Source organism: Ewingella sp. C233 (assembly GCF_055407225.1).
The window spans coordinates 522,821-540,534 of sequence record NZ_JBUZRI010000001.1; the positions used below are offsets into that span (position 1 = coordinate 522,821).

At 40.1% G+C, this 17,714-nt stretch carries 16 protein-coding genes and 2 pseudogenes; 16 read left to right on the top strand and 2 right to left on the bottom strand.

Translation table 11 applies throughout. The annotated features are described in order from the left end of the window. Positions 1–71 precede the first annotated feature (71 nt). The 16 genes and pseudogenes from ACZRKO_RS02445 (at position 72) to ACZRKO_RS02520 (ending at position 16,328) form a co-directional block, all read left to right on the top strand. Entirely contained in the window at positions 72–665 is a 594-nt protein-coding gene (locus tag ACZRKO_RS02445) for a helix-turn-helix domain-containing protein (RefSeq protein ID WP_463735675.1), read from the top strand. Between the two features lie 70 nt (positions 666–735). Continuing rightward, positions 736–1,455 (top strand): annotated as a pseudogene (locus ACZRKO_RS02450) (DDE-type integrase/transposase/recombinase); the annotation flags it as partial. Further along, a complete protein-coding gene (locus ACZRKO_RS02455) occupies positions 1,448–2,197 on the top strand; it encodes a helix-turn-helix domain-containing protein (RefSeq protein ID WP_463735676.1) in 750 nt (249 codons plus the stop codon). The pseudogene ACZRKO_RS02450 and the gene ACZRKO_RS02455, both read left to right, overlap by 8 nt. A 521-nt stretch (positions 2,198–2,718) precedes the next feature. Next, entirely contained in the window at positions 2,719–3,243 is a 525-nt protein-coding gene (locus ACZRKO_RS02460; RefSeq protein WP_463735677.1) for a fimbrial protein, read from the top strand. Between the two features lie 49 nt (positions 3,244–3,292). Next, positions 3,293–4,036 (top strand): fimbrial biogenesis chaperone, encoded by a 744-nt coding sequence (locus ACZRKO_RS02465; RefSeq protein WP_463735678.1) that lies wholly within the window; start codon positions 3,293–3,295, stop codon positions 4,034–4,036. Between the two features lie 54 nt (positions 4,037–4,090). Next, positions 4,091–6,724, top strand: coding sequence for a fimbria/pilus outer membrane usher protein (locus tag ACZRKO_RS02470; RefSeq protein ID WP_463735679.1), 2,634 nt, complete (start codon positions 4,091–4,093; stop codon positions 6,722–6,724). Positions 6,725–6,739: 15 nt separating this feature from the next. Beyond that, positions 6,740–8,089 carry a fimbrial protein gene (locus ACZRKO_RS02475; protein WP_463735680.1) on the top strand — a complete coding sequence of 450 codons (1,350 nt, stop codon included), beginning with the start codon at positions 6,740–6,742 and terminating at the stop codon, positions 8,087–8,089. After that, positions 8,089–8,814, top strand: a complete 726-nt coding sequence (locus tag ACZRKO_RS02480; protein ID WP_463735681.1) for a fimbrial biogenesis chaperone — start codon at positions 8,089–8,091, stop codon at positions 8,812–8,814. Before ACZRKO_RS02475 ends, ACZRKO_RS02480 begins: the two co-directional genes overlap by 1 nt. 105 nt (positions 8,815–8,919) lie before the next feature. Continuing rightward, positions 8,920–9,166, top strand: a pseudogene (locus ACZRKO_RS02485) (integrase core domain-containing protein); the annotation flags it as partial. A 329-nt stretch (positions 9,167–9,495) separates the two neighbouring features. Further along, positions 9,496–10,350: a DUF6387 family protein gene (locus tag ACZRKO_RS02490; protein ID WP_463735682.1), complete on the top strand. Its 855-nt coding sequence runs from the start codon at positions 9,496–9,498 to the stop codon at positions 10,348–10,350. Between the two features lie 98 nt (positions 10,351–10,448). Further along, positions 10,449–10,595: a helix-turn-helix transcriptional regulator gene (locus ACZRKO_RS02495; protein ID WP_463735683.1), complete on the top strand. Its 147-nt coding sequence runs from the start codon at positions 10,449–10,451 to the stop codon at positions 10,593–10,595. Positions 10,596–10,958: 363 nt separating this feature from the next. Further along, entirely contained in the window at positions 10,959–12,170 is a 1,212-nt protein-coding gene (locus ACZRKO_RS02500; protein WP_463735684.1) for a tyrosine-type recombinase/integrase, read from the top strand. Further along, positions 12,163–13,500 (top strand): site-specific integrase, encoded by a 1,338-nt coding sequence (locus tag ACZRKO_RS02505; RefSeq protein ID WP_463735685.1) that lies wholly within the window; start codon positions 12,163–12,165, stop codon positions 13,498–13,500. The genes ACZRKO_RS02500 and ACZRKO_RS02505 overlap by 8 nt, the downstream gene beginning before the upstream one ends. After that, positions 13,493–15,370: a DNA-binding protein gene (locus ACZRKO_RS02510; protein ID WP_463735686.1), complete on the top strand. Its 1,878-nt coding sequence runs from the start codon at positions 13,493–13,495 to the stop codon at positions 15,368–15,370. The genes ACZRKO_RS02505 and ACZRKO_RS02510 overlap by 8 nt, the downstream gene beginning before the upstream one ends. A 30-nt stretch (positions 15,371–15,400) precedes the next feature. Beyond that, positions 15,401–15,793, top strand: a complete 393-nt coding sequence (locus ACZRKO_RS02515) for a hypothetical protein (protein WP_463735687.1) — start codon at positions 15,401–15,403, stop codon at positions 15,791–15,793. 115 nt (positions 15,794–15,908) lie between these two features. Continuing rightward, on the top strand, positions 15,909–16,328 hold the full coding sequence (locus ACZRKO_RS02520; protein ID WP_463735688.1) for a hypothetical protein: 420 nt from the start codon (positions 15,909–15,911) through the stop codon (positions 16,326–16,328). Positions 16,329–16,414: 86 nt separating this feature from the next. Here ACZRKO_RS02520 and bamE read toward each other — a convergent pair whose 3' ends face one another. After that, a complete protein-coding gene (bamE, locus tag ACZRKO_RS02525; RefSeq protein ID WP_463737448.1) occupies positions 16,415–16,720 on the bottom strand; it encodes an outer membrane protein assembly factor BamE domain-containing protein in 306 nt (101 codons plus the stop codon). Between the two features lie 94 nt (positions 16,721–16,814). Beyond that, entirely contained in the window at positions 16,815–17,627 is an 813-nt protein-coding gene (locus ACZRKO_RS02530; protein WP_463735689.1) for a hypothetical protein, read from the bottom strand. Positions 17,628–17,714 lie beyond the last annotated feature (87 nt).

The following is a 17,714-nucleotide window of genomic DNA, read 5'->3' on the forward strand; positions in this document are numbered from 1 at the left end:
TGCGTATATAATTACTTCGTAATGTTCTTATGATGCAGTCTGATTTTCAACCATGGAGGGTAAACCGGAAAATGCAAAGAATTATTGATTTTATTAAATCTAATGGTGAACAATCTTTTTCGTTTCCTGGTACCGTTATCGCATCAAAATGTAATGATAGTTATTGGTGTCATTTTATAGAGAAGGGGGTGGCTATTATTTACTCTGACATCCATTCTCGTCCCTCAGGCATGGTGAACGGGCCATATGTGGTAGGGTTGAATCAGATAATGTATCCGGAGGAAGGATTGACGTTAAAGATGATACATTCTTCCATTGTGTACTCGATATCAGTCAAAAGTCTATCCGACATGATTTGTCAGAACAATTTATGGTCTGTATTGGTATGCCATTTATCAGAAATGGTTTATGAATTACACAGCAAAACCCATAAGCGGAAAAAAGTAGATGTCGTTTCTGTTGTGTATAGCACGTTGCAATCTTTACAAAAGGAGAGTGAGGAAGTCCGTTTGGTCCACACAGCAACAGACTACGTGAGTGGAATTACCGGTCTTTCTTCCAGTACCGTTGCTCGCGTACTGGACACCTTAAAAAAAGAACGTAGTGTCGATGTGTATAACGGACTGCTTATTCGTTTGCATGAAAGAGCAGAGACTTCCCGTTGAGCTCCGTTTATCATTTTATGTTTTTATGTAGTGGCATAGTGAATTTGGCCACCTTAATAGGGGTGATATTGTCAGACTCTCTGAGCAATTCTCGCTAGTTGAGAAACTGAGGACGCGATTTTCTGTTGCCACTGTTTGCAACGTATCCGGGATTCATCGCGGCAGTCAAGGTTCAGCGGGTGCCCGAAGTATTGCCGGTATGGTCAGCGCAAAGGGAGTGCCTTTAGGCCGTTGGTGTATGGCTAACTTAATGAAAAAAATTAATATCTACAGTTACCAACAACCTGCGCATCGCTACAAAAAGGCCACCGAAGAGCAGGTGGATATCCCGAATGTCAGTGCGCGGCGATGTGGCGTATATCTGTATGGGTAAACGCAGGGCATATCTGGAGATGGTTTTGGATTTATTCTCCCGCAGGCCAGTCGGCTGGGTGATGTCGTTATCACCTGATAGTGCGCTGACGTGAAAGGCATTAACGATGGCCAGGGAATCAAGAGGTAAAACCGCAGGTGTATGTTCCCTTCAGACCAGCGAAGTCCCTATACCAGCAGGAAAGTCAGACAGTTACTGAGGAAGTATCGTATAAAGCCAAGTATGAGTCGTCGGGGAAATGGTTGAGATAACAGTCCGTTGGGACGTTTTTTCCGCAGACTAAAATCAGAATGGGTACTGAAAAGTGTCTACATGAATTTTAGCGAAGCAAACAAAGTGATAACAAATTATATCATTGGCAATTATAGCCAGCTCAGGCCTCACCAAAATAATGGTGAATTAATATCCAATGAATAAAAAATATTATTTTGGGAAAGCTCTAAAGCCGTGGCCAATTTTCATTGATCATTTCATTAACTTATCTATACTCAGTTCATTAACTTCTCCTTCGATGGCATTTATGATGAACTCACTCAATCACCTTTCAACATTAAAACCGACCCTCCATATTCAGATCCTACTTGATGCTTTTATGAAGGCTGAAGGAGTCAGAAAGGCCATTTCGGGCAAGCGTTTCAAACTCTTGAAACATAAAAGTTCATTATGTTTCTTGCTTTATAGTGGCTCCTGTGTGATATCGCGTTACTCAGATTCCCTTGTTATTTCGACAGTATCATCACCCAGTATTTTGGGGGTAAATACATTGATCGAAGTTGAGGCCGACGTTGTAATTGAGGCGAAGACGGATATTGAATATATGCAGATTCCAGTAGATGAGTTTCTTGCTTTCATTGAGAAGCATGATTTATGGAAGCATGTTTCCTATTTGCTGATGTTTCATTCATCTAGGCTGAATGAGTATCAACGTAAGCATGCTGGCATCCCTACTTATAAACTCATCAGCAACTTACTATATGCACTGAATAATGAAGATTTCGAAACGCGTGCAATGACCTCAGCAGCTGAATATATTCAGGAGAGAACTTTTTTGTCCCGAAGTGGAATAATGAAGATTTTGTCCGAGCTAAAAGCAGGGGGGTACATTGTGATTAAGCGCGGATTGCTCATTAAGATAAATAAATTGCCTGAAAAATTCTAGATGTACAGAAGAGTGGTTGAAACATCCCATTCAGCCCAGATAGGTTCCCACCTGCTCCGTAAATTCTAAAACTTATCACAACGAGGTGTTGTGATTTGTATATTAATTATTTTTTACTCTTACTGTAAATTAATTGACTGCATTTACTTCTCCCAATCTTCAGTTTATTTCTTGAATAGAATAGCTTTATACACCACCGGTCCATAATTAGACTGTTGGCGTTTTATTACACGCAAATAATGTTGCGACTTATTTTTTTTATCTACATAATGGCCTCCATAACGCAGGGTATAAATCACATGAGAAGTATTACAATCTGGTTAATTTAAGTGTATCGATTGAACCATTAATGAATTAATCGGGTGAGAGCTTTGCCTAATGTGATTTTTAAGAAAACTTTTGATGAAACTCATCTTCAATTAATACATAAAAACCTAATTTACACCGTAGTAAAAATAAACGGGCGGAAGGGAACTTTGTTGAACGATACGCCCAATACCTAAATATAAGGAAATTTAAACATGAAAAAATTAGCACTCGTTATGGCTTGCGCAGCATTTGCTTCTACTTCTGCAATGGCTGGAAATACCATTAATTTTCAGGGTGAAGTCGCCGATCAAACTTGCGTAGTTAGCATTAATGGTAATGCATCAACGCCACTCGTTTTGCTTCCGACCGTGCCTTCATCATCACTGGCAACTGCAGGAACGACGGCTGGACAAACGCCTTTCACTATTAGCCTGACGGGTTGTACAGCATCAACATCAGCAACAGCGATTAAGACTGTGTTTGTTGGTAATAACCTGACCAGCAATGGCCGTATGGGTAATACCGGTAACGCAAGTAACGTTTCTTTGCAGCTGGTTGACCCTGCAACTCCTGCAACTGCTTTGGATCTGACTGGCCAGGTAGGTAACCCAGGACTGTCTCTGGCAGCCAACGCTACCTCAGCATCGCATGATTTTGCGGTTGAATATTATTCTGAAGGCGTAGCAACTCCAGGTTCTGTGTTGGGTAGTGTTCAGTACGCAGTGTCTTACCAGTAATAATTTCCCCTGCCATTTTTTATGGCAGGGGCTCACTAGAGAATTAACGATGACTATAAAAATATGGAGTAATAAGTTCGGTATCGTCACCGCACTGATCTTTGTGCTAAACGCATCGGCGACAGCCAGCGTCACTATGCTTAATACGCGGGTTATTTATCCGGGAGAAGCCCAATCGCAGACGGTGCAATTTACAAATAATGATGATATTCCGTATGTAATGCAGGTATGGTCTGATATTAATAATCCAGCATCTACGCCAGATAACGCAGATGGGCCATTTATGGCAATTCCTGCTTTATTTAGAGTAGAACCTAAGACAGGTCAGTCAGTACGCTTAGTATTCACTGGTAAAAGCCTTCCACAAGACCGCGAATCTGTATTTTATCTAAACTCTGTGCAAATCCCTCCCAAAAACACTGCAAGCAGTGCAGAGAACCAGATGCTGGTTGTTTTACGCAATAGAATAAAAATATTCTATCGTCCTAAAAGTATTGTAGGCAGTCCGGATAACCTTTCTAAGGAAATTAAGTTTTCTCTGAATGAAAAGAATAATCATTGGATCCTGACTGCAAACAATGAATCTGGTTATTTTGCAACACTCATCAATGCTTCAGTTATTGTTGGGGGTAAAGATATCCCGTTCGCTGTGAGTATGGTCCCGCCTAAATCTCAGCTGAGTTGGGAGTTGAATAAAGCTAATCAGTCTCTTAGCGGTGTACGAAAGATTAAGTTCACTCTCGTCAATGACTATGGCGGCCATACTGACGCGCAGGCAGATCTGAATAAATAGTTTTTATAAACAATTACATTGAAGGGAAGGATTATACCTTAAGGGGCCGAAGGAATGACAAATATAATAAAAATGGAAGCTAAAAATGGCAAACTTAAAATGACAGGTATTATCCCTAGAATGACACCAGGCTGTAATTTTCGTTTAAAACCATTAGTGCTGGCATTATGGTTATTCCCACCAGCCGGATTTGCAACGACAATGGGGCCGGGTAATACAGTTAAAGATAACAGCTTCGAATTTGATAACAGCATGTTGGTCGGTAGTGCAAAAGATCAGAAAAGTATTGCCCGGTTTAATCAGGCTAATGCTGTTGAACCTGGCACATATCAGGTCGATATTTTCGTCAATGGTAGTTTTCTTAACAGGCAATCAGTCGTTTTCAGAGCAAGTAAAGAGGGCGATGTATCGCCATGCTTCACACGTGATGCGTTAATTGGCGCAGGAATATTGCCAGCCAGTATTAAGTCTACTGACATTGATGAACAGTGTCTTAACCTAAAGCAACAAGTTGATGGAGCGACAAGTCGTTTTGATTTTGCCCGTTTGCGCCTGGATTTGTTTATACCCCAAGGATTAATGACACGTATTGCGCGTGGTGCGGTCCCGGTATCTGATCTCTCTTCGGGCGAAACGGTTGCATTCGCAAATTACGATACCAACTATTACCATTCGCAAGCTTCAGATAACAACACGGGTTCTACTTACCTTGGACTGAATTCCGGGGCGAATCTCGGCATGTGGCAATTGCGACAACAATCGACTTATACACGCTATACCAGTGACTACAGTAACAACAGTCACTGGAAATCAATACGTACTTATATACAGCGTCCGCTCCCCGTCGTTAACAGCGAGCTGACGTTAGGTGACAGCTTCACTTCCGGGAGTTTATTCAGCAGCCTTGGCTATCGTGGTGTGCAATTAGAAACAGATGATCGCATGTTACCTGAATCACAGAGGGGGTATGCGCCAACAATTCATGGCATCGCTGCAACGACCGCAAAGGTTACTGTTAGTCAGGCTGGTTCCCAAATATACCAGACGACCGTGGCCCCAGGACCATTTGTTATTGACGATCTTTATCCGACCAGTTATCAGGGGGATTTAGTCGTTGAAGTTCAGGAAGCAGATGGAAGAGTCTCTTCATTTACCATGCCGTTCTCTGCAGTGCCGGATTCGATGCGACCAGGGCGTTCACACGTTAGTTTATCTGCGGGACAGGTACGTGATATCGGTGACAGTGATGCAACATTTGCTGATCTGACTTATCAGACGGGTTTGTCCAATGCTGTCACCGCCAACACTGGAGCACGTGTTTCCCAAGGTTATCAAGCTTTGCTTGGCGGGGTCGTACTGGCCAGTGAACTGGGTGCACTTGGGACTAACATTGTGTACTCACGTGCCGATATGTGGGGTGAGACGCTGCAGGGCTGGCGTCTGGGTACAACTTACAGCCGTACTTTTGCTCCCAGCTCGACAACCCTCGCTTTGGCGGGATATCGCTACTCCACGGATGGCTATCGTGATCTTAGTGATGTACTGGGTCTCCGTGATGCCCAAAATCATAACGACGTTTGGTCATCCAGTACCTATCAGCAAAAGAATCAATATGTTATGACAGTGAGTCAGGGGCTCGGTGATTACGGGCAGATCTATGTTTCCGGCTCAACAAATACCTATCAGGGTGATCGTAGCCGAGATACGCAGTATCAAATCGGATATTCACAAAATTATCATTCTGTCAGTTACAACCTGTCGCTGAGTCGTCAGCAGACAGGTAGCACACATTATGGCACGCAGTCATCGGATGACGTTTCTTCTAATGGCTCAACGCAAAACATTTTGATGTTTTCACTTTCAATACCTTTGGGCGAAGGTTCTCGCTCACCCGTGCTTTCTGCGGGTGTCAGCCAGCAATCTGGTGACAATGGGCATACTAATTATCAGACAGCGCTGGCGGGGACTCTGGGTGCGAGCCAGTTATTGAGCTATAGCGTCAACGGTGCGTATGACAATAGCGGAAATGGCACCAGCTTCGGGGCTAACCTAACTCAGCAGTTGCCTGACGTTACTGTTGGAGGCAGCCTTTCGCATGGTCAGAATTTTACCCAGGGAGGAGCAAGTGCCCGCGGAGCTATCGTCGCTCACTCTGGGGGGCTTACCTTGGGCCCTTATCTGGGGGATACATTCGGCATCGTCGAAGCTGACGGTGCAGACGGCGCACAGGTTGAAAACGGTATGGGGGCGAAAATTGACCGGTTTGGTTATGCCGTTGTGCCGTCATTGGTGCCATATCGTTATAACGACATTAGTCTGGATGCCAAGGGTATAGAGAATCAAAATGCCGAACTAGCCGAAAACCAGCAACGGATCGCTCCTTATGCTGGTGCCGCAGTCAAAATGCGTTTCAAAACCCTGGAAGGCTATGCTTTGTTAATCAAATTGATTAACCAACCGGTAGGTGGTTTGCCATTGGGAACTAATGTCTATGACAGCAGCAATGCTGTTGTAGGTTTAGTTGGACAGGGCAACCAGATTTATGCTCGAGCACCCAAGAAACAAGGTAAGTTGCTGATTAAATGGGGAGAATCATCTTCTGAACAATGCATTCTTTCCTATGATCTGCGTGGACAAGATATGAAGCAGTCGATGTATCACCTTGAATTGCCATGTGCTGGCCACTGAAACGGATAATCAATTATGTTTAGATTTGCTAAAACCTCACTCATTTTGATTGCAGGCATAATAATGTCTCTTCCTGTGGGGGCGACCTGCTACAGAATTACCGCTATTACGACGAGCTCCACATCGAATTATTATACTGAACCGGGTAAAGGTACTGCCGCCAACTGGGACGGAGCCGCTGATACCGCGGGTTCCAGTGGCAGCCTACCCACTGTGATCAACATAAATAACAGTACGTTCCAACCAGATGGCACTTTGTTAGGTAGCGGTACTGTAAACTTTCTCCAATCAGGTAATCAGAGCTATTCTGCAGACCAAATTTTGTACCGCTGTCAGGCTAAAGATGCGGGGAGTCTTTTCGAGTATTACGCGACTAATGGCGATGCTACTTATGCCGGGAATGTTGAAGTAGGTACTGCCTATGGTTTGCCCCAAGCTTATCAGACATATGCTACGGGAATGGCTTTGCGGGCGACTAACTTGAACACGGGGGAATACTATTCCCGTTACTGGAAATCACGGCCCTTAACCAATCTTGATACTGATTCACAAGGCTGGATTTTAGTGAAGGCCAAAAACTTCAGTAACACGCAAGTCGAGTTGTTCCGTTTGAGTGGTAGCAAGGGGGGGACAACCGGAACGGGGGTTTACTCGCAGTCTCAACCCGCAACCTATATTGCATTCCAAGGCGGGGGTGTATCTTCCGGCCTCAAGGTTGGGGGCGATTCAAACTCGCAATATGACGGTTGGTATGGTTCCTGGCCAGGGGCAGTAAACCTTTATAACCATATTTACATTCGTCGTTCCGCGGCGTGTTCAGTGACGAATGTTACACCGACTGTACTGTTCCCAACCATTAGTGTCTCAGAACTCAATACCGGACAGACCCGCCAGAGACCGGTGACAATACAATTTAGCTGTCAGACAGCCAGTCCGGCAAATACAGGTGTAACGGCGTTTAGTAGTGGTGTCGCGTCTAATCAGACAGCTATGGGAATACTGGTCAATCCAGCAAATGCGGCATCCGCTATCTCTGCCGGATTTGGTACTGCGGGTTCAGGAGTTGGGTATTTACTTTCCGATAATTATGGTTCCGCACCTAACGTGGCCACTGGTGTGGGCATCCAGTTCAGCCGGACAAGTGGTGCGGCACTGAATCTGCTGAGTACAGTTAGTGGCACTGTACTGGGTGGCAATGCCGCCGGATGGTATCCAGTACTGGATGATGCCGCCTCAGGTTCAGTGGTCAACGGGGTCACTACTTACACAAAAACACTCAATGCGACGCTTAAAGCGCTACCGGGTAAAACAGTGACTCCCGGTAAAGTCAGCGCCACAGCACAAGTCATCATTCAGGTACAATAATGAGAAAATTAGCAGGGTGGTTGGGGACATTATTGCTCCTCAGTCACGGGGCTTGGGCTGGCGTGATGGTCGAATCTTCTCGGGTGGTCTTTTCCGCCTCTGACCGAGAACGCTCATTAATGCTGGCAAATGGTAATGATTACCCGGTGGTCGTACAGGCTTGGATTGACCATGGTGCTCTTGATGGGACACCAGAAACAGCCAATGACATCCCCGTGATACCTCTGCCAGGCATCTTTCGTTTAGAGCCCGGGGAGAAAAAAAACCTTCGTCTCCTTGCAACGCAGATTAACCAACCACAAGATCGTGAATCGCTTTATTGGCTGAACATTTATGAAATTCCACCCACCGATGCACACCTGCCTCCGGGTATTTCAGCAGTAAAAGTAGCGGTTCGCTTGCAACTGAAAATGTTCTATCGCCCAAAAAATCTTACCCCTGATGTCGATAATCTTGCGGGGAAACTCCAATTTAACCTGGTCAGAACGCCTGGATCTGCGACTCTTAAAGTCACTAATCCGACGCCGTACTTTGCCACTTTCAGTGCCGCGCAGATTACTTCTGCCAGTGCACCGTATCAGGTTGCAATTGGGATGGTGCCGCCTTTTGAGAGCAAAACACTCGAGACGAACAGTCTCCCGACGTGGCAACCAGACGATATAACCTATACCTTAATCAACGATGATGGAAATAACGTCTCAGCTAAAAAATCACTTCGCCCATAACGACAAGTGGGAAGTCAATTCTCATCATATTCGGCGTCCAACTCACGAGTAATACTATTTAGCAGTCTTATGGCAACGCCGGAAGGATGAGAGGAAGAGCAGTGCGTATTGATGGAATTCATTAAACCAGGAAAGCAGACAGAAAATGCGTTTATCGAACGGTTTAAGGCCATATCGGACAGAAATACTGTTTTAAATTTTCAGAACGCTGAATGAATCTCGGAAGGTAACGGAGCGCTGGCTGACAGAATACAACAACTTACGGCCAAGTGAATCCCTGAATAACCTGACGCCGGAAGAATATCGGCTGATGGCTGAGAAACCGGAAATCTCAAAAGGCATGTGGAACTAAAACGGGATGCTTACACTATCGCTACCCATGCTTTTTGATAGTTTTGGTTGGCAATGAAAAAGACGCTCAGACCTTGTGAGGTGCTGGTTTCTTGGTTTTATGGGGGGTGAAAAGAGTCGTATTGGTGTCCCCTACAGGAATCGAACGTATAAATATTTTCATGATTTAAAAGAGAATTTTTATAGGTAGTCATAATTGTTCCAACATTAATACCAACAAAGAATTTTTATGTCGCTGCCATCGGTTAAGTCTTTGAAACTTGCATAAACCGAGTAAGTCTGGGAAGTTCAACACTAACAGATTATGATCTATTGCTGGAGTGTGTTTCGATGAAAAATTGGTTCCCAGAGCATACTAAAGAAATCAAAGCTTGGCTCGACATAGATAACTACCGTAAGTTCGAAGAAATCACTTTAAACGGTCTTTATCATGAACTTTGGGCTAGATCGCATTTGTTTAAAGCATGGCCCACTGAGGAAGAGAAAAAAGGGTTGTGGAACTACATGACGAAAATTTTCGGAGGCAACCCCCAACTTTTCAATGAAACACAACTCGACTACCCAATGACCAATGATAGCCTTTACAACCCTCCCCACATTTTTATAACGGATATCAGCAGACTTGCTCACCTGAGCGTATCTGCTCTTAATGTGAATCTTTTCAATTGGGAAAGAGGAAACGATATATACAGTGTTAACGCTCCTCATCACGAAGCTTATGTATCAACGCTAATGTCCCCTTTATGTGAGAAAACTATCCTGCTCGAAATCGATCTGGGTAGTGGAACAGACGATGAAATTACAGAGTCTATAAAAGCAGCACTGCCTCAATGGAGACGGATTAAAGGGGTTGAGGTTGATGAGGTTGGCGCGGTTCGTTTTGGCTATGGAACTATCAAAAAAATCATAAACTACCGTTTGCTAGCGATGTTGGACATATTGCTATGGGCGAAAAGGAAAGATGTTCGAGTGTCAGATGATCGCCTTTCTCGTCTTCTATATACGGACGAAGACGATGAAGCCGTGATCCGGCTGAATTACCATATTAAAGACGCTGATAGACCCCTTGCCATGAAAGCAGCAACAATTGATTTCGTACGTCAGTTTAACTTTTTCATGAATCGAAATCCCCATCTCAAAAACATGAGAGTTTCAGAAGTCATGAAACTCTCGGATTCTAACTGACCCAGCCTTCTGCGGCTCTGTTGTTATGAGCCACGCTAACTCACTTCTTCCTACCCCGTTACAGTTGCTCTCGTCGAAACAGAACTGAGGAGAGCAACATGAACACACCAACAACACGACTCATAAGACTTCCAGAAGTGCTATCAAGAACGGGATATAAGAGAGCATGGATCTATGGATTGATTTCTAAGAATCATTATCCACGGCCTAACAAATTAGGTATTAGCCCTGGGGCGTTTATTTAAACTGAAATTAATGTATGGTTCATTAACATTATTAACATGTAGAGTATAAATTTTATGGGATTTAGTTACCTAATTTAATAATGTAAATTTTAACTGCAAAAAAAGCTAAGATATTTTACAAAATACTTTACATATAATTTTGGAGAGAGCACCCGCAGGGGATGTAGATGTTTTTTTCTGTATAAGGTGAACTTAAAGGGAGCTAGGTTTACCTTATATATAAGGTGGAAAATAATTACATGTAAATGATTGATGTGAAACAAATAAACACAAAATAAATAAATGTTTTTTTGTAAAAATATAACTCTATAGTTTATTACTATTTTACACCTATACATTAATGTAAATTTTTAAGAGGTAGAAATGAATAATATTATTGTTAACTCATTTATTTTTGAAAGTGGTGAAAGATATTGCCATGTTATTTATAAAGATACTGGGGAACCTCTATATGACCCCAATCTGTATATAACAACACAAGTTAGAAATCGATCGTGTTCAATCAATACTATGGAGGCTGTTGCAGGGAGTCTAGCATTGCTTTATCGTTTTTTTTTAAATCAAAAGATTTATATCAAGGAAAGGATTAATAGAATGGAATTTTTAAGGGTTAATGAAATTGATGCTCTTGTGGATTTTACATCGAAAAATTTCAAAAATAAAAAAACAAAATATTTGCATGAGATTAATTACGTTAAAGGGCCAACAAAATATTTTAGGTTGACTGTAATTTGTGATTATTTGGAATGGTTGTGTAAAATTAATTTAACTCATTCATATAACAATGAAACTAGAAGCAATGTAGAGGTATTTATTAAGGATTTGAAAATGAAAAGGCCAGCGAACGCAGATAGATATAAGAACCAGTTCCCAGATAAGGCATTAAGCAAGGAACAGATAGACTGTTTGTTCTCAATTATTAAAGTAGGTTCTGATTTAAACCCGTTTTCTAATCAAGTACAAAAAAGAAATAGGCTGATTGTTTTATTGATTTTTAGTCTAGGTCTAAGAGCTGGTGAATTGTTGAATCTTAGGATTAGCGATATTAATTTTCAAAATTCAACTATTGCTATAAAAAGAAGACATGATGACAAGACGGATAAAAGAATTAATCAGCCTCTGGTTAAAACATGTGAAAGAGTTTTTCGTGTCGATGAATTATTGATGAGCGAGTTGTTCGATTACATTGTATCAGATAGAAAAAACATCAAAAAATCTAAAGGTAATGAATTCCTTTTCGTAACATATAAGAAAGGATATTCACAGGGGGAAGGATTGTCATTTTCTGCATATCACAAAATTATTGATACCATTAGTAAACAGTCACCTGCATTAATGGAGTTGACGGGGCATAAATTGAGGCATACATGGAATTATGAATTTTCAGTGAAACTGGACAATATGAAACAACGTTTTTCGGAAGAGAAAGAAGAACAAATCAGGTCTTATCTGATGGGATGGAGGCCTGGTACAGAAACAGCAAAAATATATAACCAAAGGCATATTATTGAACAATCACATAAAACGTCTTTAGCATATCAAAACGATTTAATGGGGAGATTACGAGATGAATAACGTACAATTAAAAAAATATGATGAAAACTTCAAAGCAAAAATAACCGGGTATCATTTCAAAATTAATAATAACAAATGGGTGTTGAGCAGAGATTACATAGTTAATGTTGCTGCAGTAACTTCTTCACTCAGCATTAAGTTAAAAGAAGGTTACCTAAGAACACTTGCTTTTTATGCTTGTAAATATAGTCCTGCTTATGTGAAACATATTAACAAAATCTTGAGACATTTTTTTGAAGAAAATATTGTCGATTATATAGATGAGCCAAATATTTTGAACTACAGAGGTGGTTTGCCTAAAGAGAAAAAAAACTATTTAACTGTACTGAGAAATTTTTTCACTACATGGTGCTCATTGGGGTATTATGGTGTTGATGAGAAAGTCTTAATTATTTTAAAATCAATGCGTATAAAGGTTAAAGAACCCGGTGATGTCGTAAAACAAGAAAATCCTGAAAAAGGAGCTTTAACGGATAATGAGCATAAGTTTTTGAATAAAGCTATCTATAAGTCTTATAGTAATGAAAAGATTACATTACAAGAATGTTCTTTGGCATTATTGGCAAGTTTTACCGGACGAAGGCCACAACAAATAACATCACTAAAGCATAAAGACATGATCAAAGGGATCTCCTGCAATGGTGAAGCATCCTTCTCCATCAACTTTCCTAGAATCAAGCAGGGCCTTAAATTCAGACAGGTATTTAGAAATTTGAAAATCAATGATTTTTTATTTGGTATTCTAATTGAACAAGTAAATCATTCAGTTAACATGATTGAGACACTAGTTGTCAGAGAGCTAAATACAGTAGAAAGAAATGAAGTCCCTATCTTTCTGAAAAAGTCTGATTGCGAACGCATAATTAAAGGCGGTGATATTTTAGAGTTATTGACCTCTGACAAACTGCACGTCTCCAAAAGTGTCGTTGATAGCGCTCTGAAAAAAGTCATTCAAACAGAGGCTGTATTATCTGAAAGAACTGGTGAAAAAATAAAAATAAATGCTCGCAGATTACGTTATACGATTGGAACAAAGCTCGCCCGTGATGGGTGTGATGTGAGAATTATAGCTGAACTATTAGATCATTCCTCGACTGCCAGCGCAGGAGTGTATGTTGAAAACTTGGCAGACGGTGCAGTGAGAATAAATCAGGCCGTATCAGCTAAGTTATCTTTCATTGCTGATGTTTTTCTAGGAAAAGTGAAGAGTAGTAGAAAATTTGAGGACTGTTCAACATGCCCTGATATTTCGCCAATACCATGTCATAGTTGTATTCATTTTAGAGCATTTGGAAAAAAGAATGAAGGTATGGAGGTTGCGTATGAGTAATGTTGTTGTATTCAAATCCAATTCAGATTTTAGTTCGGAAAGAAATTGCCATGACTTTATTAATTTTTGTCGCGATAAACTAACTATTTTTGGAGCCGATCTAAAATGGGAATCATCTGTTTGGAAAAATGTTGCTATATTTAGAAAGTTAGACGGATTAAAAGGTGCCTTTAAGAGAGAAGATTCATTGAGTGGCGATTATATCGATTTTTCCAAAAGCTATATTCGCTATCACCAAGCTCTAAATCCGGTTAAAAATGTGGGTGGAGCAATGATGGCTTTAAGATGTTTAGAAAAAGCACTTCTACAGGTTTGCCAGAATGCTTTTGTATATAATACCTCTGTAATTGTTTTAGATGAGGCTATTCAGATAGCAAGTAGGTATTATGCAAATAATGTTCTATATAAATGTGCTGCTGAGCTTGAAAGATTAGCTAATTTTTTATCAGAATATCATCTCGTGAAGTGTGGGTTTCTAAGTTGGACTAATCCAGTAATACCTAATATAAAAAACAACTATCTTCCAGAGATTGAAAATATAGATAGGAAGAATAAGTTACCTGACGAACACGCTCTGTTTTCTATTGCAGAAATTTTTTCAAGAAAAGATGATGAACTGAGTAATCGTGATCTTTTTACCGCATCTGTTTTTGCTCTATTGATGTGTTCACCAAGTCGTATTTCTGAGATTTTATCACTTAGTGCTGACTGTGAGATCGTCAGAAAAGATAAAAATGGTGTGGAACGCTACGGGCTTCGATTCTACTCCGCTAAAGGGTTTGGAGCCAATATCAAGTGGATTCCTGATGTAATGATACCTGTTGCAAAAAAAGCCATTAGTAGGTTGCTAAGCCTGTCTGCTAATGCACGTTCTTTTGCCAGTTGTTTTGAATCTGATTCTGATAAATTTTACAGACACGAGCTTTGCCCCGCAGTTGATGAAGATGAGCCACTTGATGTTACGCAAGTATGCCATGCGCTTGGCTATTCGCTTGATGATAAGATGCAATGTATTCAAAGGCTAAAGCGCACGAGTATAGATGGAGGCATATCATTTCTTAACCCTACCGAGGGGTTCTACACCCTGAGGTCACTCTGGAAAATGATAACAGATTCATTCCCTGCGGATTTCCCATGGTTCGACAAGGAAAAGTCGGTCCGATACAGCAATGCACTATGCCTGTTGAATTTACATCAGTGTCATGAGTTGAAAAAAACAGCCTGCTACACACTGTACAAACCAACTTATGCTGCCTTTTATCAAGATATTGAGAAACCAAAGAAGTCAGGAAAGGCAATGAAAAACATCTTTGCACGATATGGTTATGTGGATGATTCGGGGGAAGCATTATATCTACGTTCTCATCAACCAAGACACTTACTAAATACTCTAGCGCATCATGGTGAGCTGTCAGAGATGGATATTGCAAAATGGTCAGGAAGAGTCAACGTTATACAGAACAGAGCTTATAACCATGTATCTCAAGAAGAGATGCTTGAGAAAATGGAAGTGCTAAAACTGGGAAGTAATCGTTATTGCAATCAAGATGCAAACGAGTTGGTTGCTGCTAAAAATTCGAATACTTTTGATGAACCAGAACATGGCGCGATTCATTCAATAGCTAATGGTTACTGCATTCACAACTATGTGATCCCCCCATGCCGTGAGCTTACCGAAACCCTGGACTACGGATGGGCTGGTTATAACGAGAACAGTCAAAAACAACTTGAAAAAAGTATCATCAGTATTCGCTCTTTATACAAATTGGCTCAGCAGGCAATCTATGATGGTTTTTATGGGGCAGATAAGTGGGCTTTACACCACGAGAAAGTCTTATCTACTTTAGAGGGTAAAGTTTTTGATAATTAACATGAAAATATTTAATTAACAGGAGTATCTATGGCAAAACATTTAACAAAGGCAAATATTATAAAAATAAAAAGCGTTATCCACCAGTGGGAAGGGAAATTAACGTGGGAATCACTATGTGAAGCAGTGGAGTCGCATATTGGAAAAAAACCAACACGTCAGTCTTTGAACAAACATAAAGATATTGTTGATGAATATTTGTTGAAAAAGAGTTTAATAAAAGAAATTGCAATACCACTAAAGAAACCTGCAAATCTAACCATTGCTGCCCAGACAATAAAAAACATGGCAATACATATTAAATTGTTAGAGGAGCAAAATATTAGATATAAAGAGCAGTTTACAAGATGGCACTATAACTCGTATAAATATGGATTGAAAGAACACCAATTAGAAGAACCCATGCCTCCTAAATATAATTAGCTTGTAAGCTAAATACAAGAATGTAAAAAATTCTTACATAGCTATTGATTTTATAATCTATAATGCTATTAGTATATTGTCAGGATGACAAGAGTAAAATGCAAGGATGCAAATTATGAAAAAAGAAAATATAAATACAATGGAAAGGTTCTTAATATTATTTGATAAGTTTATCAACAAGTTGATTAATTCCGAACTGCCAGAGAATGTTTTAGTGGAGCAATCATATCTTTTTTGTTCAGGTTTTTATATAAAATTTCAAAGTGAAATAAATAAAATCCAACTATCGAATCGAGATATGGTTTTAACTTTTCTTCTTACGTCATATTTTTGTTATAAATGTAAGGTGAAAAGTAGATTTGTCGATTCTCAGCGAATCAAGAGAATGTGTGATTTACTGACGAACTTCATCATTAATAATCAAAATTATACAGAGCAAATATTCCTAAATGAAAAAAGAAAGTACGAAAAAAACACTATAGGAATGACTTTGCTCTCAAAGAAAGATGGAATCAACAAGTCCATGAATAAATAGCTAGTCTTAAATGCCAATAATAAAAACCCATAGTATTTTCTATGGGTTTTGCTTTCCCTGATGCTGGCATTAAATATCAAATAGAACTACTTAAAAATACCTGTTTTAACGTTATTAGCTCCGGCACTGAAACTGTAAGAAATAACTTTTTCTTTTTTGAACGTTATCATTAGTGATTTGGTCTGCGTGTTTGCACCGCCGATTAAAAATCCGACTACTGGAATGAATGCAGTGCTCTTTGCTTGGCTGTTATACATAGTATAAGACCATTGTTCTTCACCATCACTTGTTGAACGGTTATCAGGCTCGCCAAATGATGCTAAGACATCTTGTTTTGTTGTTTTTCCTTGAACAAGTTTAGATTTTACGCTGTCTTGTGTTTCATTTTTCAACGACTGGTTACCTACTGATGTGCATCCAGAAAGCGTCACTAAAACTAATGCCGTAGTAAGAATTTTTTTCAATTTTAAACTTCCTTATAGATTTCTATTTTGTAATTGTTAGTGACGAAATAAGGATTTCAATTTCCCTGTCAAATCTATTGCTTCTTAGTTTCATCCATTTGATATAGATATAGCTGCCAATTCTTGATGATAGGTAAGTTACCCAAGCATATTGATGGTCTTGCCAAACATATCCATCTCTAAAGCCGCTAAGTACTGTTACGAATGAGATAAACGCAATACCGCATAAGCAATAGAATCCTAGAGAGAAGGTGGAAGGAACATCCATAGCAAATGAATATGAAGTTGTAGATGTTTTAGGAGTAACAATAGTAAGAAGCGCTGGAATTGAAATTGTTTTCCTTCCTAATGTTACTTCATATTCCCCAGTGCTTTGGTTAATAATAAGTGCATCACTAAATGATCTACGTGTTCCATCTTCATTTTGCTGCAAGAGATCGTAAATACAAAGGCGGTGAGAAATTCTGAATGGAACTCCATGTTTTTTAAGCTGTTTCTCATCCCCCGTATTTGTTTTTACCCAGACACTCTGATTTTGCGAATTAGTATCGATTACTTGGCCAGAGTAGGTTTCTACAAAAGTGTATTTTTGACCAAAAAGATCAAAGTTTGGCGTATTAATTTGCAGTTTCTGATGATTTTGCAAATTAGCTTTTGCTGCTTCAGCTTCTTTCTTGTTGCTTCTATAAGTGAAAAATGCCCATAACAGCAAAGCTAAACTCAGTGGTAACCAAACTACACCAGTGAGGATTAACCAGTTTTTACCAATGAGTAATGCAATGAGTGCGGGAAGAGATACAGCGATCCAAAAACGCCTCATAGTGAAGATGCTCATACAGATTCCTTAATGTTCCGATAGTTAAGTTCATATTCGGTATATGAAGCAGCATGGGGATAAAAATGAAATGGAATCAGTCATTGT

What these genes read in the sequence shown, in the direction of transcription:
- ACZRKO_RS02445 (WP_463735675.1), top strand. Translation starts at nt 72, where the DNA reads ATGCAAAGAATTATTGATTTTATTAAATCTAATGGTGAACAATCTTTT.
- ACZRKO_RS02455 (WP_463735676.1), top strand. Translation starts at nt 1,448, where the DNA reads ATGAATAAAAAATATTATTTTGGGAAAGCTCTAAAGCCGTGGCCAATT.
- ACZRKO_RS02460 (WP_463735677.1), top strand. Translation starts at nt 2,719, where the DNA reads ATGAAAAAATTAGCACTCGTTATGGCTTGCGCAGCATTTGCTTCTACT.
- ACZRKO_RS02465 (WP_463735678.1), top strand. Translation starts at nt 3,293, where the DNA reads ATGACTATAAAAATATGGAGTAATAAGTTCGGTATCGTCACCGCACTG.
- ACZRKO_RS02470 (WP_463735679.1), top strand. Translation starts at nt 4,091, where the DNA reads ATGACAAATATAATAAAAATGGAAGCTAAAAATGGCAAACTTAAAATG.
- ACZRKO_RS02475 (WP_463735680.1), top strand. Translation starts at nt 6,740, where the DNA reads ATGTTTAGATTTGCTAAAACCTCACTCATTTTGATTGCAGGCATAATA.
- ACZRKO_RS02480 (WP_463735681.1), top strand. Translation starts at nt 8,089, where the DNA reads ATGAGAAAATTAGCAGGGTGGTTGGGGACATTATTGCTCCTCAGTCAC.
- ACZRKO_RS02490 (WP_463735682.1), top strand. Translation starts at nt 9,496, where the DNA reads ATGAAAAATTGGTTCCCAGAGCATACTAAAGAAATCAAAGCTTGGCTC.
- ACZRKO_RS02495 (WP_463735683.1), top strand. Translation starts at nt 10,449, where the DNA reads ATGAACACACCAACAACACGACTCATAAGACTTCCAGAAGTGCTATCA.
- ACZRKO_RS02500 (WP_463735684.1), top strand. Translation starts at nt 10,959, where the DNA reads ATGAATAATATTATTGTTAACTCATTTATTTTTGAAAGTGGTGAAAGA.
- ACZRKO_RS02505 (WP_463735685.1), top strand. Translation starts at nt 12,163, where the DNA reads ATGAATAACGTACAATTAAAAAAATATGATGAAAACTTCAAAGCAAAA.
- ACZRKO_RS02510 (WP_463735686.1), top strand. Translation starts at nt 13,493, where the DNA reads ATGAGTAATGTTGTTGTATTCAAATCCAATTCAGATTTTAGTTCGGAA.
- ACZRKO_RS02515 (WP_463735687.1), top strand. Translation starts at nt 15,401, where the DNA reads ATGGCAAAACATTTAACAAAGGCAAATATTATAAAAATAAAAAGCGTT.
- ACZRKO_RS02520 (WP_463735688.1), top strand. Translation starts at nt 15,909, where the DNA reads ATGAAAAAAGAAAATATAAATACAATGGAAAGGTTCTTAATATTATTT.
- ACZRKO_RS02530 (WP_463735689.1), bottom strand. Translation starts at nt 17,627, where the DNA reads ATGAGCATCTTCACTATGAGGCGTTTTTGGATCGCTGTATCTCTTCCC.